The organism is Escherichia sp. MOD1-EC5990 (genome assembly GCF_002965285.1).
In the GTDB taxonomy this organism is placed as follows: Bacteria; Pseudomonadota; Gammaproteobacteria; order Enterobacterales; family Enterobacteriaceae; genus Escherichia; species Escherichia coli_F.
Window position 1 is genome coordinate 89,618 of the sequence record NZ_PTRV01000012.1, and the last position, 14,230, is coordinate 103,847.

Below are 14,230 nucleotides of genomic sequence, written 5' to 3' on the forward strand. Positions count from 1 at the left end.
TCCCCTTACTTCTTATGACGAATACGCGGGTTCACCACGCCGTACAGCAGATCGACCAGCAGGTTGACGAGGATAATCATCGTCGCCACCAGTAATACGCCTCCCTGCACTACCGGATAATCGCGGCGTTGCAGCGCGTCAATCAACCAGCGCCCCAGACCTGGCCACGAGAAGATGGTTTCGGTCAGAATCGCGCCTGCCAGCAATGTTCCCACCTGCAGGCCGATAACGGTCACCACCGGCAGCATGGCATTACGCAGCGCATGGACGATAATCACCCTAAGGCGGGTCAGCCCTTTGGCACGCGCGGTGCGGATGTAATCCTCGCCCAGCACTTCCAGCATCGAGGAGCGCGTCATACGTACAATGACCGCCAGCGGGATAGTACCCAGCACAATGGCGGGCAGGATCATATGGGCGACGGCATCGATAAAGTTACCGTCTTCACCCCAGATGGCGGTGTCGATTAGCATAAAACCGGTTAACGGATTGGAGTCATCGAGGAACACCATGTCGCTCACGCGACCGGAGACGGGCGTCAGGTTCCAGTGCACTGAAACCAGCATGATCAGCATCATGCCCCACCAGAAGATCGGCATGGAGTAGCCGGTCAGCGCCAGACCAACCGCCGTGTGATCGAAAATAGAACCGCGTTTAACCGCAGCCAGCACACCAACCGGAATACCGACCGCGGTCGCAAAAATCATCGCGCAGACGCCAAGTTCCAGCGTGGCCTGGAAGCGCGGCACGAACTCTTCCCATACCGGAATTCGGCTTTTCATCGAAATGCCTAAATCACCGTGCATTACGCCCCAAATGTAATGGAGATACTGCTGCCACATCGGTTTATCCAAGCCGAGTTCTGCCAGCAATTGCGCGTGACGCTCTGGGGAGATCCCACGTTCACCCGCCATGATCATCACCGGATCGCCCGGGATCATGTGGACAAAGGCAAATGTGAGAAGGGTAATACCGATAAACGTGGGGATGACGAGTCCCAAACGTCGGAGAATAAACTGCAACATAACCCGGATTCTCTGTAGTGACCCGCAGCCTGGAACTGCGAGTCTGTATTGCTCACAAATCAATTCCCGCCCTTATAGGACAAGGAATTAAGTATTGCTGCCGGATGGTGCTGCACTTAAAGGCACAGCACCACCGGGTATGGCTTTTAATTATTCGATAGAGACGTTTTCGAAGTGATGTTTGCCTAATGGATCAACCACATAGCCTTTAACTTCTTTGCGTACCGGTTCAAACACGGTGGAGTGAGCGATGATCAGTGCCGGAGCCTGATCGTGCATCACAACCTGTGCTTGTTTGTACAATTCAACACGCTTGTTGTGGTCGTCGGTAGCACGCGCCGGTTGAATCAGATCTTCAAACGGTTTGTAGCACCATTTTGAGTAGTTGGAGCCTTGTTCAGAGGCAGCGCAGCTGAACAGGGTAGCGAAGAAGTTATCCGGATCCCCGTTGTCGCCAGTCCAGCCCATCATTACCGTCTGGTGCTCGCCATCTTTTGCACGCTTGAGGTACTCACCCCATTCGTAGGTAACGATTTTCGCTTGTACGCCGACTTTCGCCCAGTCTGCCTGAATCATCTCTGCCATGCGACGAGCGTTCGGGTTATACGGACGTTGTACCGGCATTGCCCACAGGTCGATAGAGAAGCCTTTTTCCAGACCCGCTTCTTTCAGCAAGGCTTTCGCTTTTTCAGGATCGTAGGTGTAGTCCTGAACATCATCGTTATAGCCCCACATGGTTGGCGGGATCAGGTTTTTCGCTGATACGCCCGCGCCCTGATACACCGCTTTGATAATCGCGTCTTTGTTCACCGCATAGGTCAGTGCCTGGCGAACTTTCACGTCATCCAGTGGTTTTTTCTGCACGTTATACGAGAGATAGCCGACGTTCAGCCCCGGCATTTCCATCAGGTTGATGGATTTATCCTGCTTCATGCGGGCGATATCTGCCGGGTTCGGGTACGGCATCACCTGGCATTCATTTTTCTGCAATTTAGCGTAACGCACGGAAGCGTCAGGGGTAATAGAGAAGACCAGCGTATCGATCTGTGGTTTGGTGCCCCAGTAGCCATCAAACGCTTTGTAGCGAATACGGGAATCTTTTTGATATTGCTGTAACTGGAACGGACCGGTGCCGATTGGGTTAAGGTCCAGTTTTTCCGGCGTACCGGCTTTCATCATCGCGTCAGCATATTCTTTTGACAGAATAGAGGCGAAGTCCATTGCCAGGTCAGCAAGGAACGGCGCTTCCGGGCGAGTCAGCACAAACTGAACGGTGTTGTCGTCCACCTTTTTCACTTCGCTGATCAGCTCCGGCAAGCCCATACCTTCGAAGTATTCGTAGCTGCCGCCTGAAACTTTATGGTACGGGTTTTGCGCGTTTTTCTGACGATCGAACGAGAACACCACGTCATCGGCATTCAGTTCGCGCGTCGGTTTGAATTCTTTGTTGTTATGCCACTTCACACCTTTACGCAGATGGAAGGTATAGGTTTTACCGTCTTCGCTGACTTCCCACTTTTCAGCGAGGCCCGGAATCACTTCAGTGGTGCCGATTTTAAATTCAACCAGGCGGTTATAAAGCGGTACGGAAGAGGCGTCATAGGTGGTGCCGGAGGTAAACAGCTGCGGGTTAAACCCTTCCGGAGATCCTTCTGAGCAATAAACCAGAGTTTTAGCCTGAACACTTGCTGCGACGGTCATAGCCACCAGGCTGAGACCAAGCTTCAGCATCCCTGACTTTTTCAAGGAAATACGCATTATTCTGCTCCAATTGTGATGTTTGTTGTTTTAACCCTTTGCAGTGGGTTGTCGCTGCCTGACCTTTTTTGTTTTTTACCCGGTCGGGTCAACGTTATGAGGTGGGGATGCCGTACTAATTAACATCAGTGTAACAGTGCGGATCCTCCATAAAATGCCCCTCGTGACCTACAATCTGTCAACAGAATGTGAAAACGTCAATACAGCCAACCGGGATTTACACCAACGGTGAGAATCCACAAACAAAGATTAAAAAAACTTCAAACAGCTATTTGCAGCAGAGAAATTTGTGCTATGCCAACATAACCAGAACAATCAGCTTAATATTTAGCAACATTTGGTGATTAAGTTTTATGCATTTAATGAAAAAAATCTGAGGAAAAGATGGATATCTGAGCGATTAATACCATGAACGCTAAAACGCACAGCGGAAAATGCCAGCGCCAGCCATAAGTAACGCAAAAAAAGATTTAAGCAAATATAAAAAAAGACAATGGATTCTGTCACAAATCCGTTAATGGATAGTGAGATGTGGGGCGCAAATTTGGCAGGGAAATATGTGGTGTGTTGCCGTTTAGATCGGATAAGACAGGTACGCTGTATCCGACAATGAATGCGGGGCCGTTTTGGTCGGTGCCAGAGGATTACTCGCCACTGCGGGCCGTTGCTGCCACAACGTTCTCTCGCTTTGCTGGAGTCGAACCTCCCTGCCCCCGGAAGTTCTCATCCTCTTCAGGCCGCAGAAAGCAAAAAACCAGCCCGTAGGCTGGTTTTTCTAAATTGGTCGGTGATAGAGGATTACTCGCCACTTCGTGGCTCGCCCTGCGGGCCGTTGCTGGCGCAACGTTCTCTCGCTTCGCTCGAGTCGAACCTCCCCGCCCCCGGAGGTTCTCATCCTCATGGGCTTCAAATGCAAAAAAGCCTGCTCGCTGAGCAGGCTTTTCGAATTTGGTCGGTGATAGAGGATTCGAACCTCCGACCCCTTCGTCCCGAACGAAGTGCGCTACCAGGCTGCGCCAATCACCGAATGCGGGGCGCATCTTACTGCGCAGATACGCCCTCGTCAATCCCTTAATAGCAAAATGCCTTTTGATCGGCGAGAAAGTCAGCAGGCCTCTTAGTTAGCCACGACCTCTTTCGCCTGCGGGATGTGACACCAGTTGTTGTTTTCGTTAATACCACCGTCCGGTGAAGTATAGCCAAGACAACCCATGATGGTGTCGTACAGCTCTACGTGACGGCGTGGCACTTTCATATCAGCTTCTTTTTTCAACTGCGCAAATGCCTGCGCGTTGGCTGGATTTTCCAGATATTTATCCGACATCCAGACCATCATCGGTACGCGGAACTGCTCCGGCGGTGCCAGTTCACGCGGTGTGCCGTGCAGGTGCTCGCGTTCGTTAATTGACTCACCGTGGTCAGCTGCGTAGAACACAATCGCTTTCTTATCGCGAACCTGATCAATCACGCTGGAAATAAAGTGATCCACATAGGTCACCGAGTTGTCGTAGGAGTTGATCATCTGCGCTTTGGTACAGCCGCTATCAACACCAATACATTCTGGCTTCCACTGCGCAAAGCTGCGCGGGTAACGCTGGGTGTAGTTAAAGTGCGACCCCTTGGTATGCAGAATGATCAGATGCTTACCATCCGGGTTGCGCCCCAGCGATTGCTGCATTTCGTCTACCAGCAACATATCATCTACCGGCTTGCCGCGGTTACGCGGTTCCGCACCAATCTGCTCACGATAAGCAATGTTGTCTGCCATCGTGTTGCTGTAGAACCACATTTCGCTTTGCATAGCGTAGAGATCAGAACTGAATCCTAACTGCTTCAATACCGCGAAAATGTTCTGTTCTTTTAATGTGCGCTGCGGATTATCTTCTGCTCCACCCTGACGCACAAACATGCAACGCAGAGAAAGTTTGGTCGCCGTGTCACAAGAATAGCCACGAAACGCCGCCAGATTTTTCTCCTGAGCCAGTTTCGGTGTGGTATTGCGTTCATAGCCGAAAATGCCCATATGATCCCAGCGCGTGGTTTCACCAATAATGAAAACGACATATGTATCATCAACGTTTTGTGGAGCCTGGTACGTAAACTTCTTCGCAGGGTTAAGGAGAGAATTGTTATCGGAAGATTCATCGACCCGCGCCCAGGCATAAAGACCTAACGCCGAAAGCCAGTTTGATGGCAGATAAGAGTTCGCGACAACGCCACCATAACTCGGCAAATCAACACCTGTCGCCCTCTCCACTTTCTTCTGCTGGATATCCAGCAAACGAATCGGTGCCCAAACCATAATACCCGCCAGTACGACGACCGCCAGACTCCGAATACGTTGCCCTGGGGTTCGCAGTTGTCGGAGCAAGGTGTAGCGACAGCGGTTATTCCAGATAAGGATAAGAGGCAATGCGCTTACGGCGATTAACCAGAGAATAAAGTTCAGACCAACAACTTCTTTTGACAGGTCGATATCGGTGGTCATGACGGATGCGATGATGCCATAACCAATGACCACATTAAGGAAAGTCATGTAATAGCTGGCACCTGCAGAAAAGAGCACCACCAGCGATGCCAGAATTCGCCAGCTGCGGCGGCCAAACAGCGAAAGCAGACGCAGTAAAAAGAAGGTCACCAGTACGGTAGCGACCAGTTCAACAACAGCAGAAACGCCTTTCCAGACGGTAAAATCGTGCGCATAGCTGCCGAAGCGGCGGTAAAAAACCGCGCCATTCATAAAAAGGCCAATATAGATTGCAAGCAAAAAGCTCAGCTTCTGCTGTGTAATCGATTTGATGTATCTCATGCAAACAAACCCTGGACAAACAGGTGATAACACCCTGCTTAGTGGCTTTTCAGGCCCGGCAGGGGAAAAGTGCGGAGGTAGTCAGATAAGTAAAATCTACACGCGCGAATAAGTAGACCACAGCAAAGGGAAAAAGTGTGGGGAAAGAGTGTGCATGAAGCACAAATTTACAAAAATGCAAGTTTGAAAAGAGACTTTAGCGTTACAAAAAGCAGTAAAAAGGGCCAGTTAACTGGCCCAAATTTTACGCGTCATTGTTTATACATTGCGTTGAAGCGTTTGATTCACACTAAGGCTAAAGCCCAGTAGCTCGCGGCAGGTCATTAAAGGGAGCCATGCGCCTCACGCAACATTTTCTGCTCTGGCTGGCGAATCGTCGTAGAAAGCGCCAGTGACAGAATCAGCAGGGCGAAAATCACGTAGAAAGTCACATAGAATCCGCCAAACAGTGAAGCGATAATCGAACCACAAATGCTGCCGATACCGAAACCGAGGTAAATCACACCGTAGTTTTTTGCCAGATTATTTAGGCCGAAGAACTCACTGACCAGTGACGGGAACACCGTGATAGTGCCGCCGAAGTTAAATGCCACGCAGGCAATCGCTGCAAAGAACGTCACTGCATTCAATGGTGCAAACAGCAGGGCCGCCATGCCCACCAGCGAAATGACCTGACCAATGGTGATAACACGGATACGGGCGATTTTGTCAGACAGAATGCCCAGCACCAGACGACCAGAAAGGTTGGCGATGGAAATAACCGTCACAGCATTGGCTGCGGAAATTGCATCAAGATGCGCCAGACTTTGAGCGATATCTTTCGCCACGCCAATCACATACAGGCCACTCATGCAGGCAGTCAGGAACATAACTGCTAACATCCAGTACTGCGGTTTACGCATCGACTCTGCCAGCGTGTAATCCTTCTCCACCACACCATTGCTGGTTTTCACTTCCTGTTTCGGCGCATCTTTCATTAACGTTGCGCCAAAGACAATCATCACCAGTACAATCGCGCCCCAAATAACAAAGGTTTTTTCCAGGCCGACCGTTTCCAACAGTTGCGTATCGATAAATTTGAAACCCAGACTACCAAGTCCATAAGAACCAATAGCGAAAGCAGAGATGAGTCCCTTACGCTCCGGGAACCACTTCACGCAGTTAGAGAGCGTCAACAGGTAACCCGCACCATCCGCCAGACCAACCAACACACCGGCGCTTAACCACAGCATCATCAGGTTGTTGGAATGTGCTGTCAGGAAGAAACCTAATCCCAGCAAAACGCCGGAAGCCATAGTGACGCGTTTAACACCAAAACGTTCTTGCAATTTGCCCGCAACAGAAGACGAAATTGCCAGCCCCAGACTTAACAAGCCGAAAGAGAAAGCAACCTGGCTTACCGGAGCCCCCAGCTTGGCAGAAAGCGCGCCGTTAAACAGACTCCAGGTATAAACCGACCCCAGGGCAAACTGGGTAATGATAGTACCGATGAGTGTCAGCCAGCGAGTACGCTGATAATTTGAAGGTGTCATGGCAGTATTCCTGCAGTAATAAAAAGGAAAAATCTCTGCCGACAACCATAACGAAGTGCACTTTATGCCTGGGGAAAAACGGCATGAAATGCCATCAGAACGGAATGAAATGCATTAGTTCAGGAATGAATGACTCGACAATTATTCACCAAATTTATTATTTAGTAAGTTAGTCCCCACTATCGCCACATTAGTTGTTATTTATGGGTTTCAATTGTATCTATAACGTTAAAATCTGGCACTAACCCCCATCGTATACAGATAGTCATTATTGTTCGTGGTATTTTCTGCCTGAGATAACGCAGCGTAGGCGGCAATATTTTGATTGAGCAACATATCAGCACCTACCGTGACATCCAGCCAGTTGCCGTTCTGGTTTGTCGCCGTCATCCGGCTTAAGCCTGATTGCGCCTTCCAGATATTCTCGCCAAATTGCTGGTTATAGCTGATTTGCGCCCAAGGTCGGAGATCGCCAAGCCGGGAGTCAACACGCCAGCCTAAGGTACTCACACTGGCATGCCATAACGGATCGGTCAGTGTAGTAGTACTGTCGCCAAACTCGTTATACATCGAGGTGGTTGTACCATCGTAATGTAATGCCGCGACCGGGCCGGTTGTAACCTGTTCATATAAAGGAAAATTCCAGCCCATACTCATACTGCTGGTCACATCCACAGGGGTTTCTTCCGCCAGATTGACTTCCAGTCCCAGCGCCCTTTGGCTACTTTGAATACGTTGCGACAGAATATCGTTGTAATCAGGTTGATGATCGCTATCCCAGGTGTAGCGCTCTGTGGAATGTCCGGGTTGCGTATCAACGATATATTCTTGTTGCCAGGCGTAAGCTGTGTTGAGAAAAAAGGCACTGATTACCACGCTCGCCAGCAGGCTTAACTGCCAGCGACCACCGCTTTTTTTTATGATCATTAACACGACTCCAGGGAAGAGCCGAATTCGGCAATATTATTGTCATTGTATGAAGGATATCGGGCATAGTAGCCCTGTATTAAATATTGACTTTTTCACCGATGCGTCAAGAAAAGCGGCTGAAATTTTTACGATCGGGTACATAGCGAGGGAAAGTATGGAACGTTGCGGCTGGGTGAGTCAGGACCCGCTTTATATTGCCTACCATGATAATGAGTGGGGCGTGCCTGAAACTGACAGTAAAAAACTGTTCGAAATGATCTGCCTTGAAGGGCAACAAGCAGGGTTATCGTGGATCACCGTCCTCAAAAAACGCGAAAACTATCGCGCCTGCTTTCATCAGTTCGATCCGATGAAAGTCGCAGCAATGCAGGAAGAGGACGTCGAAAGACTGGTACAGGACGCCGGGATTATCCGACATCGCGGGAAAATTCAGGCAATTATTGGCAATGCGCGAGCGTACCTGCAAATGGAACAGAACGGCGAACCGTTTGCCGACTTTGTCTGGTCGTTTGTCAATCATCAACCACAGGTGACACAAGCCACAACGTTGAGCGAAATCCCTACATCTACGCCCGCCTCCGACGCTCTATCTAAAGCCCTGAAAAAGCGTGGTTTTAAGTTTGTTGGTACCACAATCTGTTACTCCTTTATGCAGGCATGTGGGCTGGTGAATGATCATGTGGTTGGCTGCTGTTGCTATCCGGGAAATAAACCATGATTCGGGAAGCGCAACGTTCAGAACTCCCCGCGATCCTCGAATTGTGGCTGGAAAGTACAACCTGGGGGCATCCCTTTATAAAAGCGAATTACTGGCGTGATTGCATTCCGCTGGTGCGGGATGCCTATCTTGCCAACGCGCAAAACTGGGTCTGGGAAGAAGACGGTAAGCTTCTCGGTTTTGTCAGCATTATGGAAGGCCGATTTCTGGCTGCAATGTTTGTCGCACCGAAGGCCGTCAGACGCGGTATTGGTAAGGCGCTAATGCAGTATGTGCAGCAGCGCCATCCCCATCTGATGCTGGAGGTTTATCAAAAAAATCAACCGGCGATAGATTTTTACCATGCGCAGGGTTTTCACATTGTCGACTGCGCATGGCAGGATGAAACCCAACTACCCACCTGGATTATGAGCTGGCCGGTGGTTCAAACGCTGTAAGTGTCAGTTCCGGACCGTTGTATTTTTCCAGCCATGCCAGCGCCGTATTACCCGCACAGCCATTCCCCAGCCGCGAGCTGGGGAGATCTTTGGTCAGAACGTTCACCGCGCCGTTTTTACAAATACCGTCAGCGGTTAAATCCAGATCCGGCCATGCCCCTTCATGAATGCAAATCACGCCAGGTTTAATTCCCTCGCTAATGACCGCTCCGGCAAGAATTTGCCCGCGTGCGTTCCACAACCGAACAATATCGCCATCTTGTATGCCGCGCGCCTGGGCATCGTCAGGATGAATGGTGACAGGCTCACGATTTGCCACCGCGTACAATTCGCGCAGAGAACTGTAATTCAGCTGGCTGTGCAGACGATGTGCCGGATGAGCAGAAAGTACCTGCAACTGTTCCGGTTCGGCATTGCCCTGCCATTCGTCCGGCTCCAGCCACATTGGATGCCCAGGGCAATCCGGATAAGCGTAATCGGCAATACGCTGCGAGAAGATTTCAATCTTGCCGCTGGCGGTTTTTAATGGATGCGCCTGCGGATCGCGGCGAAAATCGGCGAAGCGAATAAACCGCTCGCTGTCCGGGTTTTCCGGCATCTCAATTAACTGGTTGGCTTCCCAGAACTCAGCAAATGGCGGCAATTCAACCTGCTGGCTTGCCCCGCGCTGCCGTGCAACGTTATAAAACGTTTCCAGCCATTGCAGCTCACTTTTTCCTTCCGTAAACCGCGCATAGCCGCCCTTCTCCCAACGTTCACTCAACTCGGCAAAGACAGCAAAATCATTACGCGCTTCATCACGTGGAGGCACCACTTGCTTCATCGGCACCAGATGCTGATTACTGTAATCGCCGGTCATGGTGAGGTCATTACGCTCAAACGAGGTGGTTGCAGGGAGGACGATATCGGCGTGTTTCGCCGCTGCCGTCCAGAAGCATTCGGAGATCACCACCAGCTCCGGTTTTTGCCAGGCACGAATCAGGCGATTGGTATCCTGATGATGAGTAAAGTTGGCGCCGCCCGCCCACCAGATAAAACGAATATCCGGGAAGTGACGGTTCATGCCATTGTGTTGGTATGCACCGCCAGGGTTTTCCAGAGCTTCAACCATACGGGCTACAGGGATTTTATCTACCGCATCGGTGCCACCTGGCAAGCTGCCCTGCATAGATGAAAGCACCGCAGCGCGGCGCGTAGGGTTACCACCATTGGCAAAATGGTAAGAAAGACCAAAGCCCCCGCCAGGCGTGCCGATTTGCCCTAACATTGCTGCCAGGGTGACGATCATCCAGTGTTTTTGCTCACCAAACTGCTGGCGCTGCATTCCCCAGCCAGCCATCAGCATGGTGGTATTTTGATGAAAAATAGCCGCCAGTTCGCGGATTTTCTCTGCGTTAATCCCACAAATCTCTGCCGCCCATTCGGCATTTTTCGCTATTCCGTCACTCTCGCCCAGCAAATAAGAGGCGAAGACGTCATAACCTGTGGTGCAACGCGCCAGAAACGCTTCGTCGTGCCAGCCATTTTCCACCAGCGTATGGGCGATCCCCAGCATCAGCGCAACATCGGTGCCCATGTGCGGTGCCACCCACTCCATTTTATCGCCAAAGAAATCGACGGTTTCCGATCGCATTGGATCAATGCAGATCAGCTTTTTCCCGCTGTCACGCAGTGCGGAAAAGTAAGAAAGCCCCTGCTCATCGGATGCATTCCACGCAATTTTCAGCGTATTGAGTGGGTTAGCACTCCATAGCACCACGACATCGCTATGTTCCAATACCAACGGCCAACTGGTTTGCTGTTGATAAACTTCGCTGCCCCCCACGACATACGGCATGATCGCCTGTGCTGCACCGGTCGAATAATCCCCCAGATGCCCGGTATAACCGCCTGCCAGCGCCATATAGCGTTGTAATAATGTCGAGGCCTTATGCAGCACGCCGTTTGAACGCCAGCCGTAGGAACCAGCAAAAATCGATGCCGGACCATAAGCCTCACGAATACGTTTATGTTGTTGGTGAATAAGCTCCAGCGCCTCATCCCAACTCACACGAACAAATTCATCCTGCCCACGAATGCCTTGCGGGTTTTCCGGTGACGCAAGAAAGCCTTTGCGCACCATTGGAAATCGTACCCGCGTATTACTGTGAACCTGGTCGCGAACCGCGCTCTGCAAGGAGTTTTCCATTCCTGTGGCTAACGCGCCACGCGAGCTAAGCACGGTTTCGCCGTCGGTTTCAACCAGCATGGGCCCCCAGTGAGCGGCAGTCAGAACGGAATATCGTGAGGATGAGTTGGCCAAACCGAAGGCTCCTGAAAGGTTAGATGTATTGAGCAGTTAAATATTACTTACAAATTTCCGAGTATTCCCAGGAATAATCTTCATGTTCACGCGGCATAATCTCCCGCCACGGAACCCGTGGCAAAGAATAAAAAGGTTATTAAGGATTAACAATGAAGAAACGTGTTTATCTTATTGCCGCCGTAGTGAGTGGCGCTCTGGCGGTATCTGGCTGCACCACTAACCCTTACACAGGTGAACGCGAAGCAGGTAAATCTGCTATCGGTGCAGGTCTGGGCTCTCTCGTTGGCGCGGGTATTGGTGCGCTCTCTTCTTCGAAGAAAGATCGCGGTAAAGGCGCGCTGATTGGCGCAGCAGCGGGTGCAGCTCTGGGCGGCGGCGTTGGTTATTACATGGATGTGCAGGAAGCGAAGCTACGTGACAAAATGCGCGGCACTGGTGTTAGCGTAACCCGCAGCGGGGATAACATTATCCTCAATATGCCGAACAATGTAACCTTCGACAGCAGCAGCGCGACCCTGAAACCGGCAGGCGCTAACACCCTAACCGGCGTGGCAATGGTGCTGAAAGAGTATCCGAAAACGGCGGTTAACGTGATTGGTTATACCGACAGCACGGGTGGTCACGACCTGAACATGCGTCTCTCCCAGCAGCGTGCGGATTCCGTTGCCAGCGCGTTGATCACCCAGGGCGTGGACGCCAGCCGCATCCGTACTCAGGGCCTTGGCCCGGCTAACCCAATCGCCAGCAACAGCACCGCAGAAGGTAAGGCGCAAAACCGCCGTGTAGAAATTACCTTAAGCCCGCTGTAATCCCTTTCATGCCAGGTGATGCAAAAATCACCTGGCATTCTTCAGTTTTCCTTCATCATATTTCAGGCTAAGGTGATCGCCTTATCAGTGAATGGAGAGAAGAATGAAGCCGTCCGTTATCCTCTACAAAGCCTTACCTGATGATTTACTGCAACGCCTGCAAGAGCATTTCACCGTTCATCAGGTGGCAAACCTCAGCCCACAAACCATCGAACAAAATGCAGCAATTTTTGCCGAAGCTGAAGGTTTACTGGGTTCAAATGAGAATGTTGATGCCGCATTGCTGGAAAAAATGCCGAAACTGCGGGCCACATCAACGATCTCCGTAGGCTATGACAATTTTGATGTCGATGCCCTTAATGCTCGAAAAATCCTGCTGATGCACACGCCAACCGTATTAACGGAAACCGTCGCCGATACGCTGATGGCGCTGGTGTTGTCTACCGCTCGTCGGGTTGTGGAGGTAGCAGAACGGGTAAAAGCAGGCGAATGGACCGCGAGCATAGGCCCGGACTGGTACGGCACTGACGTTCACCATAAAACACTGGGCATTATCGGGATGGGACGGATCGGCATGGCGCTGGCACAACGTGCGCACTTTGGCTTCAATATGCCCATCCTCTATAACGCGCGCCGCCACCATAAAGAAGCAGAAGAACGCTTCAACGCCCGCTACTGCGATTTGGATACACTGTTACAAGAGTCAGATTTCGTTTGCCTGATCCTGCCGTTAACTGATGAAACGCATCATCTGTTTGGCGCAGAACAATTCGCCAAAATGAAATCCTCCGCCATTTTCATTAATGCCGGACGTGGTCCAGTGGTTGACGAAAATGCACTGATTGCAGCATTGCAGAAAGGGGAAATTCACGCTGCCGGGCTGGATGTATTCGAACAAGAGCCACTGTCTGTAGATTCGCCGTTGCTCTCAATGGCAAATGTCGTCGCGGTACCGCATATTGGTTCAGCCACTCATGAGACGCGTTATGGCATGGCCGCCTGCGCCGTGGATAATTTGATTAATGCGTTACAGGGAAAAGTTGAGAAGAACTGTGTGAATCCGCACGTCGCGGAATAACCGCGACTGCGGGAAGTAAAGCCCGATAATCGCTCGGGCTTTTACTCTTTATTGGGTTGCAGTGACTGCTGTAGTCCAGGCCTGATTAAACGCCTGATGCTGTGCCGGTAATGGCGCAATCAGTTTGTTATATTCACTTGCCTGCTGCGAAGTCGGGAACTGGATGCCATTTGCGACAAAACTCACCTGAGTACCTTGCTGAGCAATGTAATCTCCAACCATCACCAGTTGTTGCGTGAAAGTTTGTGCCGCCGGAATCAACGGTTGCAAAGCATCAGCTGGCGTCGTTACCACTTTGGTGAATGCCTGATCAAAGACCGGTTTCAGGTCATCGCTCTGTTTTAGCGCAGAGTGCGCAGCATCGGCCTGCAACTTCGCATTTTGCAGCTGTTGCGCCAGCACACCCAGAGAACCGTTCATTTCACGCAGTGGGCCGCTTTGCGTAACGTAATCCTGCGGTACGCGAATTGCGTTAACGCTGTCTACAACCGGGCGCAGACCGGAATCCATCGCCTGATTCACCTGCTGTGAATAACCATACAGAATCGCGTAATCAGAGACAAAAGGACCAAACTGTTTTTTCTGATCGGCAGTCAGGGTTGGTAGACGTTCACCGCTACGCATCACTGTATTCTGCAGGAAGTCGATAAACGCTTTACGCTGATCGCCTTCTTTATCAAAACACCCACTCAGGCTAACTACCATTAATAACGCCGCAAGAGGCGCAAACCAGCGAGAGCAGGACTTTCCTGTCGCCATTTTCTTACTCCTTTCACCCAAAAAAAGCGCACAACGACACACGCGTGTCTGACGTGACAAGGATAGTCCA

At 50.9% G+C, this 14,230-nt stretch carries 11 protein-coding genes, 1 tRNA gene and 2 other RNA genes; 4 read left to right on the plus strand and 10 right to left on the minus strand.

Annotated features, from left to right (window positions below; genetic code table 11):
• Window positions 1-5: 5 nt before the first annotated feature.
• The 8 genes from dppB to BEB42_RS15555 form a co-directional block, all read right to left on the minus strand.
• A complete protein-coding gene (gene dppB / locus BEB42_RS15510) occupies window positions 6-1,025 on the minus strand; it encodes a dipeptide ABC transporter permease DppB (protein ID WP_000938853.1) in 1,020 nt (339 codons plus the stop codon).
• Window positions 1,026-1,175: 150 nt separating this feature from the next.
• Window positions 1,176-2,783 (minus strand): dipeptide ABC transporter substrate-binding protein DppA, encoded by a 1,608-nt coding sequence (gene dppA, locus BEB42_RS15520; protein WP_001222892.1) that lies wholly within the window; start codon window positions 2,781-2,783, stop codon window positions 1,176-1,178.
• Window positions 2,784-3,410: 627 nt separating this feature from the next.
• Window positions 3,411-3,531: non-coding RNA, RtT sRNA (locus BEB42_RS15525), on the minus strand.
• A gap of 33 nt (window positions 3,532-3,564) precedes the next feature.
• Window positions 3,565-3,698, minus strand: a non-coding RNA gene (locus BEB42_RS15530) — RtT sRNA.
• Between the two features lie 34 nt (window positions 3,699-3,732).
• Window positions 3,733-3,809, minus strand: a tRNA-Pro gene (locus tag BEB42_RS15535).
• A gap of 91 nt (window positions 3,810-3,900) precedes the next feature.
• Complete coding sequence (gene eptB / locus BEB42_RS15540) at window positions 3,901-5,592, minus strand: kdo(2)-lipid A phosphoethanolamine 7''-transferase (RefSeq protein WP_001269242.1); 1,692 nt, start codon at window positions 5,590-5,592, stop codon at window positions 3,901-3,903.
• A 323-nt stretch (window positions 5,593-5,915) separates the two neighbouring features.
• On the minus strand, window positions 5,916-7,124 hold the full coding sequence (locus BEB42_RS15545) for an L-lactate MFS transporter (RefSeq protein WP_000189052.1): 1,209 nt from the start codon (window positions 7,122-7,124) through the stop codon (window positions 5,916-5,918).
• A 228-nt stretch (window positions 7,125-7,352) separates the two neighbouring features.
• On the minus strand, window positions 7,353-8,051 hold the full coding sequence (locus BEB42_RS15555) for an autotransporter outer membrane beta-barrel domain-containing protein (RefSeq protein ID WP_000584470.1): 699 nt from the start codon (window positions 8,049-8,051) through the stop codon (window positions 7,353-7,355).
• Between the two features lie 157 nt (window positions 8,052-8,208).
• Between BEB42_RS15555 and tag the strand changes: the two genes are divergently transcribed.
• Both tag and BEB42_RS15565 read left to right on the plus strand, forming a co-directional pair.
• Window positions 8,209-8,772 (plus strand): DNA-3-methyladenine glycosylase I, encoded by a 564-nt coding sequence (gene tag / locus BEB42_RS15560; protein WP_000438936.1) that lies wholly within the window; start codon window positions 8,209-8,211, stop codon window positions 8,770-8,772.
• On the plus strand, window positions 8,769-9,209 hold the full coding sequence (locus BEB42_RS15565; protein WP_000617470.1) for an N-acetyltransferase: 441 nt from the start codon (window positions 8,769-8,771) through the stop codon (window positions 9,207-9,209). The genes tag and BEB42_RS15565 overlap by 4 nt, the downstream gene beginning before the upstream one ends.
• Here the strand turns inward: BEB42_RS15565 and bisC are convergent.
• Window positions 9,178-11,511, minus strand: a complete 2,334-nt coding sequence (bisC, locus tag BEB42_RS15570; RefSeq protein WP_000013995.1) for a biotin sulfoxide reductase — start codon at window positions 11,509-11,511, stop codon at window positions 9,178-9,180. The two genes, BEB42_RS15565 and bisC, sit on opposite strands and share 32 nt — an antisense overlap.
• Window positions 11,512-11,663: 152 nt before the next feature.
• Between bisC and BEB42_RS15575 the strand changes: the two genes are divergently transcribed.
• Together BEB42_RS15575 and ghrB are read left to right on the plus strand one after the other, a co-directional pair.
• Window positions 11,664-12,323 (plus strand): OmpA family lipoprotein, encoded by a 660-nt coding sequence (locus tag BEB42_RS15575; protein ID WP_000747625.1) that lies wholly within the window; start codon window positions 11,664-11,666, stop codon window positions 12,321-12,323.
• Between the two features lie 103 nt (window positions 12,324-12,426).
• Window positions 12,427-13,401 (plus strand): glyoxylate/hydroxypyruvate reductase GhrB, encoded by a 975-nt coding sequence (gene ghrB, locus BEB42_RS15580; protein WP_000805005.1) that lies wholly within the window; start codon window positions 12,427-12,429, stop codon window positions 13,399-13,401.
• A 48-nt stretch (window positions 13,402-13,449) separates the two neighbouring features.
• On the opposite strand, the gene BEB42_RS15585 is transcribed toward ghrB, so the two are convergent.
• Window positions 13,450-14,160 (minus strand): DUF3053 domain-containing protein, encoded by a 711-nt coding sequence (locus BEB42_RS15585; protein ID WP_000190516.1) that lies wholly within the window; start codon window positions 14,158-14,160, stop codon window positions 13,450-13,452.
• Window positions 14,161-14,230: the final 70 nt, after the last annotated feature.